Annotated in this window: 10 protein-coding genes and 1 pseudogene; 2 read left to right on the plus strand and 9 right to left on the minus strand. The window is 69.2% G+C overall.

The window, feature by feature from the left end; all coding sequences use genetic code 11:
• Window positions 1-162 precede the first annotated feature (162 nt).
• The 4 genes from pks2 to fdxA all read right to left on the minus strand — a co-directional run bounded on the left by pks2 (window position 163) and on the right by fdxA (window position 10,614).
• A complete protein-coding gene (pks2, locus tag A5709_RS00255) occupies window positions 163-6,465 on the minus strand; it encodes a type I polyketide synthase (RefSeq protein ID WP_068117131.1) in 6,303 nt (2,100 codons plus the stop codon).
• Between the two features lie 219 nt (window positions 6,466-6,684).
• The gene (locus tag A5709_RS00260; RefSeq protein ID WP_068117148.1) at window positions 6,685-9,048 is read right to left on the minus strand and encodes an APC family permease; all 2,364 of its coding nucleotides are present in this window, start codon (window positions 9,046-9,048) and stop codon (window positions 6,685-6,687) included.
• 100 nt (window positions 9,049-9,148) lie between these two features.
• Window positions 9,149-10,261 carry a succinyldiaminopimelate transaminase gene (gene dapC, locus A5709_RS00265; protein ID WP_067946077.1) on the minus strand — a complete coding sequence of 371 codons (1,113 nt, stop codon included), beginning with the start codon at window positions 10,259-10,261 and terminating at the stop codon, window positions 9,149-9,151.
• Window positions 10,262-10,287: 26 nt separating this feature from the next.
• Window positions 10,288-10,614 carry a ferredoxin gene (gene fdxA, locus A5709_RS00270; protein WP_055398945.1) on the minus strand — a complete coding sequence of 109 codons (327 nt, stop codon included), beginning with the start codon at window positions 10,612-10,614 and terminating at the stop codon, window positions 10,288-10,290.
• 375 nt (window positions 10,615-10,989) lie between these two features.
• Between fdxA and A5709_RS00275 the strand changes: the two genes are divergently transcribed.
• Entirely contained in the window at window positions 10,990-11,322 is a 333-nt protein-coding gene (locus tag A5709_RS00275; RefSeq protein WP_067946075.1) for a hemophore-related protein, read from the plus strand.
• 14 nt (window positions 11,323-11,336) lie between these two features.
• Here the strand turns inward: A5709_RS00275 and A5709_RS00280 are convergent, their stop codons facing one another.
• From A5709_RS00280 to mshB, 4 genes are all read right to left on the minus strand, one after another.
• Window positions 11,337-12,110 carry a maleylpyruvate isomerase N-terminal domain-containing protein gene (locus A5709_RS00280; RefSeq protein WP_068007249.1) on the minus strand — a complete coding sequence of 258 codons (774 nt, stop codon included), beginning with the start codon at window positions 12,108-12,110 and terminating at the stop codon, window positions 11,337-11,339.
• 30 nt (window positions 12,111-12,140) lie between these two features.
• Complete coding sequence (locus A5709_RS00285; protein ID WP_082973728.1) at window positions 12,141-14,759, minus strand: bifunctional FO biosynthesis protein CofGH; 2,619 nt, start codon at window positions 14,757-14,759, stop codon at window positions 12,141-12,143.
• Between the two features lie 108 nt (window positions 14,760-14,867).
• Window positions 14,868-15,329, minus strand: a complete 462-nt coding sequence (locus tag A5709_RS00290) for a hypothetical protein (RefSeq protein ID WP_067946069.1) — start codon at window positions 15,327-15,329, stop codon at window positions 14,868-14,870.
• A gap of 93 nt (window positions 15,330-15,422) precedes the next feature.
• Window positions 15,423-16,325 carry an N-acetyl-1-D-myo-inositol-2-amino-2-deoxy-alpha-D-glucopyranoside deacetylase gene (gene mshB, locus A5709_RS00295; protein ID WP_068117139.1) on the minus strand — a complete coding sequence of 301 codons (903 nt, stop codon included), beginning with the start codon at window positions 16,323-16,325 and terminating at the stop codon, window positions 15,423-15,425.
• Between the two features lie 79 nt (window positions 16,326-16,404).
• Here mshB and A5709_RS00300 point away from each other — a divergent pair, with 79 nt between their 5' ends.
• Window positions 16,405-17,016: a TetR/AcrR family transcriptional regulator gene (locus A5709_RS00300; protein ID WP_068007235.1), complete on the plus strand. Its 612-nt coding sequence runs from the start codon at window positions 16,405-16,407 to the stop codon at window positions 17,014-17,016.
• Between the two features lie 9 nt (window positions 17,017-17,025).
• On the opposite strand, the pseudogene A5709_RS00305 reads toward A5709_RS00300, so the two are convergent.
• Window positions 17,026-17,823 (minus strand): annotated as a pseudogene (locus A5709_RS00305) (ABC transporter family substrate-binding protein); the annotation flags it as partial.
• Between the last annotated feature and the right edge of the window lie 148 nt (window positions 17,824-17,971).

Here is a 17,971-nt window from a genome sequence, read left to right on the forward strand (position 1 = left end):
CCGTGGTCCTCTCAACCGGCGCCCCGCCGCGGTCATTCCTGGCAACGTCAATAAAACCGGATTTCAGCAAGTCTACAAGTCAAGATGGTCAGTTTAGGGCGGTTTTCTGGGGTTCGCGTTGCGGCACTCGCCCATCCGGGGTAGGGCCGCGCATCCGCCTCGTCAGGATGCTGACGCCGCCGCTTCCGAAGCGGCCAGCTCGTCGCACAGATGCTCCGCCAGATCGCGAACCGTGGTGATCTTGGTGGGGCTGATGCGCACACCGGTTTCCGTCTCGATGCGGGTTCGCAGCTCGAGATTGCCGAGTGAATCCAACCCATAGTCGGACAACGGACGATCGGGATCGATTGTGCGCCGGAGCAATAGGCTGATCTGACCGGACACCAGCCGACGAATGGCGGTGGGCCATTCGTCGCGGGGCAGCGTCTTGAGTTCGGCCAGGAATTTGCCCGCGTCCGGGTTGCCCTGCCCCATCGATCCGAACGCCTCGGCGAACCGGCTGCGTTGCGCGAACGAGGTCAGCCACGGCGTTCCCATGATCGGGGCGTAGCCCGAGTAGGGGCGGTCGTAGCGCAGCAGAGATTCGAACGCGTGATAGCCCTCCGCCGGCTTGATCGCGATGCCGGCGTCTTCCGCGAGGGCCGTGGCGCGGCCGACCTCGGACCACGCGCCCCAGGCGATCGCGCTGCCGGGCAGCCCCTGGGCGCGGCGCCAGTACGCGAACGCGTCCAGCCAGCTGTTCGCCGCGGCGTAAGCGCCCTGGCCCGGGGAGCCGACCAGCGCGGCGGCCGACGAGAACGAACAGAACCAGTCCAGCGGCTGTTCCCGGGTGGCTCGATGCAGGTTCCAGGCTCCGTAAACCTTTGGCGCCCAACACCGCTCGATCAGCTCGTCGGTCACGTTGGTCAACGTGGCGTCGTCCACCACCGCCGCCGCATGCAGCACCCCGCGCACCGGCAGTCCCGTCGCGGTGGCGCACGCCACCAGGCGGTCGGCCGTGCCCGGCTCGGCGATGTCTCCGCACTCCACCGCGATGTCCGCGCCGCCGGCGCGCAGCCGCTCGATGGCTTGGCGCGCTTGCTCGTTGGGCGCCGAGCGGGAGTTGAGCACGATCCGTCCCGCGCCCCGGGCCGCCATCTCACCGGCCAAGAACAATCCCAGCCCGCCGATACCACCGGTGACGATGTAGGCGCCGTCGGTGCGGAACGGCCGCACGTCTTCCGGGGGAACCGTCGCCACGCTGCGTCCCGCGCGCGGCACGTCCAGCACGACCTTGCCCGTGTGCCCGGCGGAACCCACCAGGCGGATCGCGGCGGCCGCGTCGTGGATCGGGTAGTGCGTGGTCCGCGGCAGCGGCAACTCGCCGTCGGCCGTGCGTTGGTACACGGTGGTCAACAGGCGGCGAACCGTCTCGGGGTGGCTGAACGTCAGCAACGCCAGGTCGACCGCGAACAGGGACAGGTTGCGCCGGAACGGAAACAACCCGAGGTGGGTGTCGCGGTAGATGTCGCGCTTGCCCAGCTCGACGAATCGCCCGCCGAAGGCCAGCAAGTCGATTCCCGCGCGCTGCGCGGCCCCGGGCAGCGAGTTGAGCACCACGTCGACGCCGTATCCGTCGGTGTCGCGGCGAATCTCGTCGGCGAACGTCGTGCTGCGCGAGTCGTAAACGTGCTCAATCCCCATGTCCCGCAGCAATTGCCGGCGCTGCGGACTGCCCGCGGTCGCGAAGATCTCACAGCCCGCGGCCCGGGCGATCGCGATGGCCGCCTGTCCGACGCCGCCGGTGCCGGAATGGATGAGCACCTTGTCGCTCGGCGCGATGCGGGCCAGATCATGCAACCCGTACCAGGCGGTGGCCGAGGCGGTGGGCACCGCGGCGGCGTCTTCCAGCGACAGGCCGGGCGGGAGGGTGACCGCGTGCCGGGCGTCGGCGATGACGAACGTGCCCCAACAGCCGTGGCGCGACACGCCGCCGACGCGGTCCCCCACCCGGTGCTCGGTGACGCCGGGACCGACGGCGGTCACCACACCGGCGAAGTCACCACCCAGCTGCTGTTGGTAGCCCTCGAAGGTGGGATAACGGCCGAAGGCGACCAGCACGTCGGCGAAGTTGATGGTGGACGCGGTGACCGCGACCTCGATCTCCCCCGGCCCCGGCGCGACGCGGTCGAACGCGATGAACTCCAGCGATTCGAGGTCACCCGGCGTGCGGATCTGTAGGCGCATGCCGTCCCGCTCACGATCGACGACGGTGGTCCGCCGTTCGGCCGGACGCAGGGGACCCGGCCGGAGCCGCGCGGTGTACCACTGCCCGCCGCGCCACGCCGTCTCGTCCTCCTGCGACCCGCTCTTGCACTGCAGTGCAACGTGTTTGGCTTCGGTCACCGCGTCGACGTCGATCTGGGTGGCGCTCAGGTGCGGGTGCTCGGAATCGATCACCCGCATCAGCCCGCGCAACCCGGTCTGCTCGAGGTTGGCCACGTCGCCGGCGACCACGTTGGCGGCATTCCTGGTCACCACGAAGAGCCGGGGTGACTCGCCGGGCAGCTCGGAGAGCTCACGGGCGATCGCCACCAGATACGACACGTAGTCGCACCCGCGCCGCGTCTCTTCGGCTCCCCCGGTCTGCGGCGCGGTCACCACGACGACGCCCGCGAGGCCCTTGAGCGGGCCGTGCCCGTTGGAGGCCGGCAGGCCGCCGCCCGACAGCAGGGTGCGTAACTGTGCGGTTTCCACCGACCCCAGCGGCAAGGGCACCACGGTGCATTGGGCGCCATCGCTTAATGCCTCGGCCAATTGCGCCGTCAGCGGATCCGTCACCTCACCCGCGCTGAGCAACAGCCACGATCCCGGCTCGCCCCGGGACTCCTCCGGCAATTGCCGTGGCTCCCATTCGATGGTCAACAACCGCTCGTTGAGCAGCCGTTGCGCCCGCTCGTGCTCGGAGGCGCCGCCGGCCAGCCGAAGCCCATCGACCGTCAGCAGGACGGCGCCGGACTGGTCCAGCACGTCGAGGTCCGCCTCGCACTCGCCGGGGCGCGACGACGTCACCCTGGCGAGGCAGTATTGCGCGTTGCGGGTCGAGGAATAGCTGCGCAACCTGCGCACGCCGACCGGCAGCAGCAGACCGCCCGCGCTCGCCTTCTGCACCTCGGGATGGACGACGACCGACTGGAAGCACGCGTCCAGCAGGGCTGGGTGGATGGCGTATCCCGACTGCTGCGAGCGGATCGCGCCGGGAAGCGCGACCTCGGCGAGCACGGAGCCGGCCTGCCCGTCGGCGACGAGCGCGGCGGCCAGACCGGAGAAGGCCGGACCGTACTGAATCCCTATCGCGTCGAAGGCTTTTCGCAATTCGGCACCGTCCATGCCAGACGGGTGATTGGCGATCAGCGTGGCCATGTCGTGGGCGGCCGGCTCGGCCTCTTCCGATTCGTTGAGGGCCCGCAGGACCGCACCCGCCCGGCGAACGCGTTCGCCCTCGTCGTGGGTGTCCACCGTGAACTCGAGAACCCCGGGCGCGGCGACCGTCGCCGCCGACGATGCCCGCGTCCGGCCGTCCAGCAAGAGCGTCTGCTCGAACGTGATATCGCAGACCTCCGAGCGTTCGCCGAGGGCCGCGCGCGCGGCGGCGAGCGCCATCTCGCAGTAGGCGGCGCCGGGAAACGCTGCCACCTGGTGGATTTGATGGTCAGCGAGCCAAGGGTGTGCCTCGGTGCCGACATCGCCCTGCCAGACGTGGCGCTCGGGTTCCTCGTACAGGTGCACATGCGCGCCGAGCAGCGGATGGACGGCATGCACCGACGCCCCGTGCGCCTGCTCTTTGCCCTCGCGACTGAGCATGAGCCTGCGGTGCGTCCACGTCGGGAGCGGGGCGTCCACCAGGCGCCCGGTCGGGTACTGCACCGAGAAATCCACCGCGGCACCGGCGCTGTGCACGTCGGCGACGAAGCCCCGCAAGCCAATTGGCAGCTCTTGGTCGCGGCGCATCGCCGCGAGCGCGGCGATGGGCATGTCCAGGCTGGCGGCGTTCTGCTCGACCGCGTGGGTGAGCAGCGGGTGGGGTGCGAGTTCGCCGAACACGCGGAAGCCGTCCTTGAGGGCGGCCTGCACGGCCGCCGCGAATCGCACCGTGTAGCGCAGGTTTTCGACCCAGTACTCGCCGGTGAACGACGGCCGTTCGCGGGGGTTCCACAGCGTCGCCGAATAGTAGGGAACTTCCGGCTCCCGCGGGTCGAGGCCGGCGAGGGCCTCGAGGAGTTCGTCGAGGATCGGCTCCACCTGCGGCGAATGCGAGGCCACGTCCACCGCCACCTCGCGCGCCATCACGTCCTGCTCCTGCCAGGCCGCGACCAGATCGCGGATCGTCTGCGTATCGCCGCCGATCACCGTCGACGTCGGCGAGGCGACCACCGAGAGGACGACGTCAGAGGTCCCTCGGATGGACAGTTCCGACAACACTTGTTGGCCGGGCAGTTCCACCGAGGCCATGGCGCCGCTGCCGGCGATCCCCGCCATCAGCCTCGAGCGGCGGCAGATGACGCGCACCCCGTCCGCCGGCGAAAGCCCGCCGGAGACGACCGCCGCGGCGGATTCACCGAGCGAATGCCCGATGACGGCGCCGGGACGCACCCCGTAGGACCTCATCGTCTCGGCCAGCGCGACCTGCATCGCGAAGATCGTCGGCTGCACCCGGTCGATGCCGGTCACCAGTTCGGGCGCCGACAGGGCCTCGGTGACCGAGAACCCCGATTCCTCGGCGATCAGCGGCTCCAGCTCGGCGATCGTCGCCGCGAACACCGGCTCCTTCGCCAGCAACTCGGCGCCCATCTTCGGCCACTGCGACCCTTGCCCCGAGAACACCCATACCGGCCCGAGGTCGTCCTGCCCGACGGCCGGCTCGTACGGGATGTCGCTGCCGGCGACCCCGCGCAGGGCCGCGCTCAGCTCACCGAAGTTGCTCGCCGACAACACCGTTCGCACCGGCCGGTGCGCGCGTCGGCGGGCCAGGGTGTAACCGAGATCCCACACGCCCGAGCCGCCGGCGTGCTCGTCGACCCAGGCCGCGAGCCGGGCCGCCGTGTCGCGCAGTTGCTCCGCGGACGTGGCCGACACCGGAAACAACAACGCCCCGTTGGTGGTCGGTGTGCCCGTCGGCTCTTCGGGCGTCGCCACCGGAGCCTGCTCCAGCACCGCGTGCACGTTGGTACCCGACATTCCATAGGACGACACGGCGGCGCGCCGCGGCTGCCGGCCGGCGGTGGGCCAGAGCGTGTTGGCCTGCGGCACGAACAGTTCCGTCTTGACCGTGGCCAGCTCGCCCGGCAGGCGGGTGAAGTGCAGATTCTGCGGCACCGTGCCGTGCTGCAGCGCGAGGACCGTCTTCATCAACCCCAACGGTCCGGAGGCCGACTGCAGGTGGCCGAAATTCGTTTTCACCGAGCCCAGCGCGCACGGTCCCGCGGTTCCGTAGACCGCGGCCAGGCTCGAGTATTCGATCGGGTCCCCCACGGGGGTGCCCGTGCCGTGCGCCTCGACGAAGCCGACCGTTGCGGCGTCGACGCCGGCGACTTCGAGAGCCTTTTGGTAGACGGCCACCTGGGCGGTTTCCGAAGGGGCCGCGATGTTGACGGTGCGGCCGTCCTGATTGGCCGCGGTTCCGCGCAGCACCGCCAAGATGCGGTCGCCTTCGCGTTGCGCGTCGCCCAGCCGTTTGAGCAAGAGCATGACGCAGCCCTCGCCGGACACGAAGCCGTCGGCCTTCTCGTCGAAGGCGTGGCAGCGGCCGGTCGGCGACAGCATGCCCTGCAGCGACCCCGAAACGGACTTCCGCGGTTCCAGCGTCACGACGACACCGCCGGCAACGGCCAAGTCGCTTTCACCGCTGTTCAGGCTGCCGCAAGCCTGGTGGACGGCCATCAGGCCCGACGAGCACGCCGTGTCCACGGTGACCGCCGGGCCGTGCAGGCCCAGGGTGTAGGCGACCCGCCCCGACGCGAAGCTGTTGCTGGTGCCGGTGAACCCGTACGGCCCCTCGGCGGCGCCGCAGTCGGCGGACAACAGTTCGTAGTCGCCGTGCGTCAGTCCGACGAAGACCCCGGTCTGCGAGTGGGACAACCGCGCGGGATCGAGGCCGGCGTGCTCGATGGCATCCCAGGACGTTTCCAGCAGCAAGCGGTGCTGCGGGTCGATCGCGGTGGCCTCGCGCTCGGTCATGCCGAAGAAGTCGCAGTCGAAACCGCCGACGTCGTCCAGGAAGGCCCCCCACCTCGTTACCGAGCGGCCGGGCACGCCCGGTTCGGGGTCGTAGTACAGGTCCGCGTCCCACCGATCGGCGGGAATCTCGCCTACCAAGTCGTCGCCGCGCAGCAATGCGTCCCACAACTGTTGCGGAGAATCGATCCCACCGGGAAGCCGGCAGGCCATACCGATGACAGCAACGGGTGTGGCGGTTGCGGCACGCAAAGTGCAGTCCCCTGTTCTCCCCCAACGGCGTTGGGCAGTCATGCGGGTGTCAGCTTACCGTCACGGCTCGACTCATCGCCTCCGAAGCCGTGTCCGGCTCCATCAGCCGTCCGGGACGTCGGTAGCGGCCCATTGGAGAACGACGAATAGTCTTGCTTGGCAAAGAGTTCCGCACAACAGCGTTTGCCCATGCGGGACAATCCCGCGATCGCCCGGACGTTACGTTTTGCTGGTTTCGCCGGATTCGCCGGATTCGACGGCCTTCGCGGGGTCTTCGATCACGCAATACGTCGGATCGATCATCGAGATGGGCCGGTTGCCGGTCTGGCGCGCCTTCCCGGTGATCCGCAACAGCTGGCCGGGCTGAATGTCGGCGCCCCCATGGCTTGGCCGGAACGTGATTGTCATTTCCCCGCTGTTGTCCCCGACGACCACCTGCCGGAAGGTACGCCCGCGGTCGGTGACGTCCTCGACCTGGTTGACCCGCCCTTCGACGGTGGCCCGTTGCCCTGAGATGAGCCCGGCCACCAGGATGACGGAGGCCGGCCGCTCGGGGTGCTCGTAGGCGTCCACCTTCTCGTCCTCGCCCTTGGACACCCAGGCCTCGAGCTTGTCGATCTCCTGGGCGATGCGTTGCTCGAAGGTGTCGGGGTAGGCCTCTTTGATGCGCGATTCCACGTCGTAGGGCACGATCGTCGCCGCCGCGTCGGGGATCAGGCTCACCGCGCGGGAGATCTTGTCCGCGGTGCGGTCGTGCAGCAGCCTCCCCAACAGCCGCGCGAACGTTCGCCGGGGCAGCAGCACCGTCACGTTGGTGTGCGGTTGTTCTTCGCGCGCCTTGGCGACCAGCAGCTGCGCGGCCCGGCTGATCCGGCGGTCCGGGCAGTCCACCACGCGCAGCGGAGTGTCGAGATCGAAGTGATCCCAGCGCTTTCGCAGTTGCGCGGCGTGCGCCGGGTCGACCATGAAGTGCACCGCGGTCAGCTCGTCGGCCCGTAAACCCCTGCCGTAGCGCAGCGCTTCGATCACCGCCAAATCCACCGAGTCGACCAGAACGAACACCCGGTGCCGCGCATACTTCACCAACTCCGGGCGGTCGGTGCGGAACATCTCGAGAATGGCCGCCTCGGCGCGGTATTCGCGGTTGAGCCGCATCAGCATGAACACCAGCAGCGGGAAGACGACGACCACCAACCATGCGCCCTCGGTGAATTTCGCCACCGCGAAGATGCCCACCACGATCGTCGACAGGACCGCCGCGGACAGGTTGATCGCCAGGCGGCGTCGCCACCCCGGTTCCCGGTGCGTCAGATGGTGTTTGGTCATCCCGTAGCCGGCCATCGAGAACCCGGTGAACACGCCGATCGCATAGAACGGGACGAGCGCGTTGACCGACCCGCCGGTCACCACCAGCAACACCACCGACAACGCCGTCAGGGTGATGATGCCGTTCGAAAAGACCAGCCGGTGACCGCGTTTGGTCAGTTGGCGCGGCAGGAAGCGGTCCTCGGCGACGAAACTGGCCAGCGCCGGGAAACCGTTGAAACTGGTATTCGCACCGGTGAACAAGATGGCCGCGGTCGCGGCCTGGACCAAAATGTAGAAGATGTCGCCGATCACGCCGTTGCCGAAGACGGCACGGCCGATCTGGGACAGCACCGACGGGTATTCCGTGAGATACGGCGTGGCGTGGGTAACGTGCGCCAGGTAGGCGACACCGGCCAGCAGGAGGCCGAGGACGGTGGCCATCGCGGTGAGTACGCGGCGCGCGTTGCGGCCCTGCGGCTTTCGAAAATAGTCGACCGTGTTGGAGATGGCCTCGACCCCGGTCAGCGACGAGCCTCCGTTGGCGAACGCGCGCAGCAAGACCAAAATCGTTGCGCCCAGCACCAACCCGTTGCCCTGGTGGACCGGCACGGTTCCGGTCATGTGCGCGGGATCGTAAGTCGGTAGGTTCCCGGCGAATGCGCGGATCACGCCCACGACGATCGTCAGGCCGACCATGACGATGAACGAATAGGTCGCCACCGCGAACGGCAGCCCCGCTTCCTTGAGCCCACGCAGGTTCGCGTAGCAGATGGCAAGCACCACACCGACCGTGAGTTCGAGGCTGTACGGGCCCAGCGCGGGGACCGCCGACACCACCGCAACCGTCCCGGCCGCCGACTGCACCGCAACGGTCACGACGTAGTCGATCAGCAGCGCCGCGGCGGCGATTTGGGCCACCCGCGGCCCGAAGTTGTCCCGCGCGACGATGTAGGAGCCGCCCGCCCGGGTGTAAGCCATCACCACCTGCCGGTACGACGCGGCCACCAGCACCAGGATCAGCAGGATGACGCCGGTGATGGGGAGCAAGAGCAGGAAGGCGGCCAGCCCGGCATGCGGCAGCAGTTCGATCAGGATCTGCTCCGGGCCATACGCGACGGACGACACCGCGTCCGGCGAAAGCGCGCCCAGGGCAACCGGATTCGACAACTTCTCGGAGGCGATGTCCTCGGTGATCAGGGGCTTTCCCAGGAACACCCGCTTGACGATGTCCCCGACCGAAAGGGGGATGCGCAGCTTGTCGGCCGAAGTCGTCACGACCACCGTCCTTAACCTGAGCGGGCGAAACACCTTCGATGCATTGTGCACGCTGGCGGCCGCCGTGGTGGCGGCTGGTCGGATTCCGCTTCGGTCTCGGCTAGGCGAGCCGCCGCACGGCGGCGGAGATCCGCTCGTCGGTCGCCGTCAGCGCGACGCGCACGTGCTGCGCACCGCGCGGGCCGTAAAAGTGGCCGGGCGCCACCAGGATGCCGCGTTCGGCCAGCCAGGTGACGCTGTCCGCGCACGGCTCGCCGCGGGTCGCCCACAGGTACAGGCCCGCCTCGGAATGGTCCACGGCGAATCCGGCCGAGCGCAGCGCCGGCAGCAACGCTTCCCGCCGCCGTTCGTACCGTTCCCGCTGCGCCAGCTCGTGGGCGTCGTCGTCCAGGGCGGCGACCATGGCCGCCTGCACCGGCGTCGGCACCATCATCCCGGCGTGTTTGCGCACCGCCAGCAGCTCGGCCACCAAATCGGGATCCCCGGCGACGAACCCGGCCCGGTAACCGGCCAGCGACGAGCTCTTCGACAGCGAGTGGATCGCGAGCAGCCCCTTGTGGTCGCCGTCGCACACCGACGGATGCAGGATCGACAGCGGTTGCGCCTCCCAGCCCAGCCCCAGGTAACACTCGTCGGAAGCCACCACGCTGCCCCGCTCGCGGGCCCAGCCGACCACCTTGCGCAGGTGGTCGACGCCCAGCACGCGTCCGGTCGGGTTGCTCGGGGAGTTGAGGTAGACCAGCGCCGGCGACTGCGGGCCCAACTGGGTCAACGAATCCGCCCGCAGCACCGTCGCTCCGGCCAGCCGCGCCCCGACGTCATAGGTCGGATACGCCAGCTCGGGCACCACGATCAGGTCCGCGGACCCCAGCCCCAGCAGGGTCGGCAGCCAGGCGATGAGCTCCTTGCTGCCGATCACCGGCAGCACAGCCGCCTCGGTGAGGCCGGTGATACCGAAGCGGCGGGCCAGCGCGGCGACCGCCGAGTCCCGCAATCGCGGGGTACCGGCGGTGGCGGGGTATCCGGACGCGGAACCGGCGGCGGCCAGCGCGTCGGAGATGATCGGCGCGACGGGGTCGACCGGGGTGCCGACGGACAGGTCGACGATGCCGTCGGGATGGGAACCGGCCAGCGCTTTCGCGTCAGCCAGCGTGTCCCAGGGAAATTCCGGCAGGGAAGCCGAGACTCGCCCGCGTGCGGCGCGTTGCCTCACCCCGGGCCTATCCAGCACCGGCCCGCTCAGTCGCCCTCGCCCTGGGGCGGCAGGTCCTTGACGACCTGCGGGTCGTTCTCGGTCATGCCGACCTTGGCGGCGCCGCCCGGCGATCCGAGCTCGGTGAAGAAGTCGGCGTTGATCTGCGTGTACTGGCTCCACTGCTCGGGCACGTCGTCTTCGTAGTAAATCGCTTCGACGGGGCAGACGGGCTCACACGCTCCGCAGTCGACGCACTCGTCGGGGTGGATGTACAGCATCCGCGCGCCCTCGTAGATGCAGTCGACCGGGCATTCCTCGATACATGCCTTGTCTTTGATGTCGACACAGGGCTCGGCGATCGTGTAGGTCACAGACGTCTCCTCCATGTACTGCTTCGGTGTGGGCTGCTCTTCGGCTCGCGCCCGGTGCTTCCGGCCGCTCCAGGACAAAGCTTTCGGTTACTGATACTAGACGTTGCACATACACGTCAACCACTTGGCGCGCCCGTTAAGTTGACGATTTAAGACTGTCAGTCTCGGACGCCGCGACCGGGGTCGGTTTCGCCGAGGGCGAACAGGCCGCCCAGCCTGCTGACCTGCGAAGAGTCGCACTCCAGCGGGCCTCTGCGATAACCATCGATATGGAAGCACGGTCGTGGTGCCTGGTAGCCTCGACCGGAAGACGGCAACCGCTGGGCAGATGTCGTCGCCTTGATAGCGGTGCATAAACGGGGAAGGTGTCCACACATGAGGCTGTCGTTGACCAAATTGACCGTTGCGCTCGGTGGCGCGGCCGTGGCGTTGACCGCCGGGGCCGGAATCGCGTCCGCGGACCCGACGGACGCGATCATCAACACCACTTGCAACTACGGGCAGGTGATCGCCGCGCTCAACGCCACCGATCCGGCGGCCGCAACGCAGCTGAACAGCTCGCCGATCGCGCAGTCCTACATCCGCAACTTCTTGGCCGCGCCGCCGCCGAAGCGCCAGCAGATGGCCCAGCAGATCCAGGCGATGCCGTCGGCGATGAAGTACTACGACGACATCAACCAGGTCGCGGTCACCTGTAACAACTTCTGAGCCCAGCACGCGGTTCAGTAACCGCTGAGCAGGCCGCGGACGCGGCCCAGGGTTTCCGGTCCGACGCGGCTGCATATTCGCGATGGGTCTGCGGGCTTACGCCCCCAGAGCAGCAGCACGCGCGCGGCGGGGTCGGTTTCCAGGGTGGCCGGGCCTTCGGGTTCGGTGAGTCCGATGGTGCTGCGGTCGGCTTCCGCGCTGATCACGACGTCGTCGGTGCCGCCGGCCCGCAGCCTGGCCTCGACGCGTTCGCCGGGCCGTAATTGCTTGGCCCCCTTGGCCAGCAGCGGTTTTCCGACCGCGATGACGCTGTGGGTGGTCATCCAGGGATCGGCCAGCCCGGTTTTCAGCGCCGCCGGCATGTCGGCGTCCCCGGTGATGTCCCAACCGTGCAGCACGAGCTCTTCGCGCATGTGTTCGGCGAACCAGGGCACCTTCATGGTGCGGCCCGTCCACGCGACGTCGGTGTCCTGGGGCACGTCGTCGGCCGCCTCCGCGATCCGGTTGAGGGTGGCCATCCGGTCGAACAGCGCGTCCCACAGGTCCGCGTCGTTCAGCGCGCGCAGTGGTCCCTCACGTTCCTCGAAGCCGCGCGTGCCAACCGGTTCGCCGTCCAGATGGGCGGCCAGCACCCGGGCGATCTCCTCGGCGTTTCCGGCCTGATGGACGACGATGTCGCGCACCGTCCAGGCCTCGCACCAGGTGCCGGCGTCGGGCCGGCGCCGCTGTACCGCGTCGACGAACGGCCGCCACTCGGGGAACCGGTCGTCGTCGATCTGTCGGTTCACGGCGTCGGGTATACCCGCCGCCGCGGGCTGCTAAGCGGCCCGTGGGGCGTAGGTTGTGGTGCGCTGGCGGGCGGGGCGCCCGATCCCCTCGGCGATCGCGGTCAGCTCTTCGACGCTCTTGGCCGACCCGTGCTCCGAACCGGCCATCCGCGAGATGGTCTCCTCCATCAGCGTGCCGCCCAGATCGTTGGCACCGCCGTTGAGCATCACCTGCGTGCGCTCGATCCCGAGCTTGACCCAGCTGGTCTGGATCTGGGATATGCGGCCGTGCAACATGATTCGTGCCAAGGCGTGAACGGCACGGTTGTCGCGGTGAGTGGGCCCGGGCCGGGCGGCGCCGGCCAGGTACAACGGCGAGCTCTGGTGTACGAACGGCAACGGGACGAACTCGGTGAAGCCGCCGGTGCGGTCCTGGATCCCGCGCAGCACGTTGAGATGACCCACCCAGTGCCGCGGGCTGTCGACGTGCCCGTACATCATCGTCGACGACGACCGCAGGCCCACCTCGTGCGCGGTGGTCACGATGTCGATCCATTCCGAAGTCGGCAGTTTGCCCTTGGTCAGCACCCAGCGCACTTCGTCGTCCAGGATCTCGGCCGCCGTGCCCGGGATCGTGTCCAGCCCGGCCTCGCGCAGGCTGATCAGCCACTCGCGGACGCTCAGCCCGCTCTTGGTCACGCCGTTGGCGATCTCCATCGGCGAGAAGGCATGCACGTGCATTGACGGCACCCGCGCCTTGACGGCGCGGACCAGGTCGGCGTAGCCGGTGACCGGCAACTCGGGGTCGATCCCTCCCTGCATGCACACCTCGGTGGCGCCTTCGACGTGCGCCTCCCACGCACGGTCGGCCACCTCTTCGGTGGACAGCGAATACGCATCGGCGTCGCCCTTGCGCTGCGCGAAGGCGCAGAACCGGCAACCGGTGTAGCAGATATTGGTGAAGTTGATGTTGCGGTTAACCACGAATGTCACGTCGTCACCCACCGTGTCGCGCCGTAGCGAATTGGCGAGGGCGGCAACGGCTTCCAGTGCGGGTCCGTCGGCGGTCGCCAGCGCCAGGTACTCGCTGTCGGTGCAGCCGGCGGGGTCGCGCTCCGCGGCGCGCAGCGCGGCGAGCACATCGGTGTCGATGCGTTCGGGTGCCCGGGCGGCCAGCTCGTGCACCTGCGCGCGAATCGATTCCCAGTCGCCGAAGGCGCTGTCCAGATCGCTGCGCGCTTCGGTGGCGCGGCCCTCGGTGTCGATCGCCGCGTTGAGGTCGACCCGCCCGGCCGAGGCGACGTCGTCGGGCTCCTGCCAGGGCAGCCCCACCGGATTGACGTCGCGGGCCAGGCCGGTCGCCGGGTCGGCCAGCGCCATCACGTGGCCGCGCACCCGCGGGTCGATCCACGCCGCCCCGGCCTGCACGTACTTGGGCTGAGCGGTAAGTCGCTGAACCAGTTCGTATCCGGCCTCGGCGGTGATGTCGGCCAGCTCGTCGAGAGCGGGCCACGGCCGCTCGGGGTTGACGTGATCGGGTGTCAGCGGTGACACGCCGCCCCAGTCGTCGACCCCGGCGCCCACCAGCGCCAGGCACTCGTCGCGCGACACCAGGTTGGGCGGCGCCTGGATGCGCATGCCGGGGCCGAGCACCAGCCGGGCGACCGCGACCGTCGCCAGGTAATCGTCGATCCCCGCGTCGGGGACGGCGGCCATCGCGGTGTGTTCCTTGGCCCGGAAGTTCTGCACGATCACTTCTTGTACGTGCCCGAACTCCTTGTGCGACTTGCGAATCGCGTGCAGAGTTTCGGCACGTTCGGTCAGCGTCTCGCCGATGCCGACCAGCAGGCCGGTGGTGAACGGAATGGACAGCCGGCCCGCATCGGTGAGCGTGCGCAGCCGGACCACGGGATCTTTGTCCGGGCTGCCATAGTGGGCAAGCCCTTTCGTCTCGAACAGCCGTCGCGACGTGGTCTCGAGCATCATGCCCATCGACGGCGCCACGGGCTTCAGCCGCGCCATCTCCGACCAACTCATCACACCGGGGTTCAGGTGCGGCAGCAGGCCGGTCTCTTCGAGCACCCGGATCGCCATGGCCCGCACGTAGGACAGCGTGGAGTCATAACCGCGTTCGCTGAGCCACTGCCCCGCCTCCGGCCACCGGTCCTCGGGCCGGTCACCAAGGGTGAAAAGGGCTTCTTTGCAACCCAATTCGGCTCCGCGGGCAGCGATGTCGAGGATCTCGTCGGGCTCGAGATACATGCCGGCGCCCTGCGCGCGCAGCTTGCCCGGCACGGTGACGAAGGTGCAGTAATGGCAGGTGTCGCGGCACAGATGGGTGATCGGGATGAACACCTTGCGCGAATAGGTGACGGGTAACCCGCCGCCGGGGCCGCGCCGGCCGGCGGATGCCAGGCCCGCGTCGCGCACCCGCGCCGCACTGGCGCACAGGTCCGCGAGGTCCGCACCGCGCGCGGTCATCGCGACGGCGGCCTCATCGACGTTGAGCGCGACACCGTCTCGGGCGCGACGTAACACCCGTCGCAACGCCGAGGCGCTGGTCTTTGGCAAAACCACAGGATTAGGAAGAGCGATAGGCTCTTCGCCCGGAGTCAGCGGCACCTTCGTGTAACTTCCCCACGATCGAATTTCATCCGCGTGTCCCAACATGTGAAATTTTCTTCCGACCCGTGCGGGCCCGTCTGCGCAACAGTCAACAGTAGCGGCAGTGCCACACGCGCAAGCGGGGACATCCCGCCCCGCGCGACGGCACAAACGTCAGGCCCGGCGCCCGCGCCGCCACAGCATCCAGAACGGCGGCACCACCCCCAGCACGATCAGCAGCAAGGCCCCGTAGGCCATCACGCCGCGACCGCCCAGGATCACGTCGTCGGCCGGGCCGCCCATGCTGATCACCGCCACGGTGAGCAGCCACGTCCACAACGGCAGCGCGGCCAGCCGCGACGACGCGGTCCACCGTCCGGCGGCCCACACGAGTGCGGCGTTGACCAGTCCAGAAATCAAGCCGCTGATGGGAAACGGGATCGACCCGATATAGGAAGGCAGCAGCAGGGCCCCGGCCAGTGCGGAAAGGACCCCGTCGACGGCCAACAGCGCCAAGACAACGAAACGTATCGCGGGGTCTGTCGCGCCGATGTCTTCGAGAGATGCGGCGCGCGGCTTGGTTTCGGTCAGGTCGGGACGCTGTCGATGTTGGAGAGTATCGAGCCGATAACCCACTGCAGGCTGTCGAGCCGGTCCTGCCAATGCTGCTGATTAGGGTCCAGGTCGGGGTCCATGCGAAATCCTTCCGTGGCTGCCTGATTGGCAAGCCTACCCCGTGCCGGCCGCGGTGAAATCAAGCCCGGCAAGCAGATCTGTCTCCCACCCGCGCTCGTCGCGCTTCCCCGCCGTGCCAGCCGCCAGCACGTAGTGCTCCTCGGCGAGGATCGGTAGCGCCATGTTGTTCGACAGGGCGCAGGCCCGGCCGGTCGGTCCGATGACAACCTGGGTGGCGTGCGCGGCGAGCGCCGCCCGCTTTGCCGCCCAGGCCTGAAGGTCGGGCTCGACGACGGCGTCGATGTCGGAGTCCGCAAACCCGAAGCCGAACTCTTCCTCCGGGGGGATCGCCCACTCGGGCAGCAGGTCCTCGCCATCGAGGGCACGCAGGCCCGCCAGGAAGGCGCGGGTGGCGAACACCGACCAGTAGAACTTCGGCACGGTCCACGGTTCGCCGGGAAAGTCGCCGGAGCCGGCAGCCGCCACGGCGGCCGTTGTGACGGTGTGGGTGTGGACGTGGTCGGGGTGGCCGTAGCCGCCGCCCGGGTCGTAGGTCACCACGATGTGCGGACGGTGCTCGCGAATGACGGCAACCAACTCGCCGACGGCCTCTTGCTCGTCGGCGTCGATGAACCGCTGCCGCGCCCGCCCCGGTGTTCCCCGCATGCCCGAGTCGCGCCAGCGTCCGGCGCCGCCGAGGTAGTGCGGGCCGCCGACGCCGAGCGCACGCAGCGCCGCGGTGAGCTCGCCGATCCGGTAGCCCCCCAACTGATCCGCGTGATCGACGGCCAGCCCGGCCCAGCGGTCACCGATGACCTCGCCCTCTTCGCCAAGCGTGCAGGTGACGACGCGCACGTCGGCCCCGCGGGCGGTGTAGTGGGCGATGGTGGCGCCGTTGCTGAGGCTCTCGTCGTCGGGATGCGCGTGGACGAACAGCAGCCGTGGCGTCTCGGGCATGGACGCACCCTACCCGCACCGCAGGTCCGGTGGCGGTCTCGTCGCCACCGATAGGAACGCATACGGCTACTATCGAGGGATGCCGCAGCTCACCCAGACCGCCCCGACCGGTGGCCGGAGCCGCCGACGGGGCGAGGTCCTCGAGCGGGCGCTCTACGAGGCCACCCTGGCCGAATTGGCTGAGGTCGGCTACGGCGGGCTGACGATGGAGGGGATCGCGGCGCGCGCCCACACCGGCAAGGCGGCCCTGTACCGGCGGTGGACCACCAAGTGCGAGCTCGTGCACGCCGCACTGGTCCATACCTTGCCGCCGTTGCCCGAGGCGCGGCCCGGCCGGTCGGCGCGGGAGAACCTGCTGACGGTGTTCAGCGCCCACCGCGACGTCTGCGCCGGAAAGACCGCCTTCCCCGGCATGGCCACCGTCAACCAGCTCCTGCACGAACCCGAGATGCGCGCCATCTTCGCCGACGCCGTGGTGGCGCCGCGCCTGCAGATCGTCGAATCGATCCTGCAGGCCGCCGTCGCGGAGGGCGAGCTCGATGCGGAGCTGATCACCCCGCTGACCGCCCGCATCGGCCCGGCCCTGATCAATCAGCACTTCCTGCTGACCGGATCGCCGCCGAACCGTCGGGAGCTGGCGCTCATCGTCGACACCGTGATTCCGCCGCGACGGGGGCGGGCGGCCGACTGACGACGCGGGCTATGGCCCGGTCTTGATCCATTGGCCGGCGTCGCCGACGATGCCGACCGGCACCGCGCCCGACAGGCTGACGTTCTGCACGCTCGGTCCGGCGGCGACGATCGTGGTGTCCTGCAGGATCGGCAACACGGTGGACATGTTCCACAGCCTCGGCTCGACCGCCGTGATCACGTCGTTGATGCTCTTGGTGCCGTTCAGCGCGGCGTCGATGTTCGACTGAACGCTGCGATCGCAGATCCCGGTGAGGTTCGACGGCGCCTGCACCAAGGCGTTGGGGTCAGCCGGGCGGCTGGGCGGCGGTGTCGACGTCGGCGTGGTGGCGGAGGTGCCGGGCCCGGTGGTCGTCGGCCCGCCGGTCGCCGCAGGACTGGTGGTCGGCCCCGTCGATGCCGGTACCTGCGTCGCCTGCAGGGCCGGGCAGCCGTACCGCGACGCCAACCGCGTCGCCAGGTTTCCGCCCGCCTGGTGCCAGCCGACGATCGCGTCCACCTGGTTGTTGTTCAGCGCGTCGCGATACAGCGTCACCGGGTCCAGCGCCAGCACGCTGGCGGCGATGCCGACGTTGCGCAACTGGTCGGCCGCGGTGTTGGCCACCGCGACGGACGTCGGGTCGTTGACCGCGACGCCGATGACCAGCGCCAGCTGCTGACCGTCCTTGCTGATCCGGCCGCGGATGACCTCGGGCGGCGCGGTGTTCGTCGGCGTCGGCGCCGAAGACCCCGACGAGTTGCCCTCGACCTTGTACCCGGATCCCTCCAGCAACGCCAGCGCCGCCGGGGTCGTCATCGCGGGGGGCGCGGGCAGCGACAACACCGTGACGCTGGATCAGGCCCAGATCCGGGCCCCCAGCGACCCCGGCTACGAACCGACCGCGCCCCCCGCGATGACGACCCCGGCGGCGCTGGCGTTGCTGGAGGGATCCGGGTACAAGGTCGAGGTCGTCGGC

This window comes from Mycobacterium sp. E1386 (assembly GCF_001672745.1).
In the GTDB taxonomy this organism is placed as follows: Bacteria; Actinomycetota; Actinomycetes; order Mycobacteriales; family Mycobacteriaceae; genus Mycobacterium.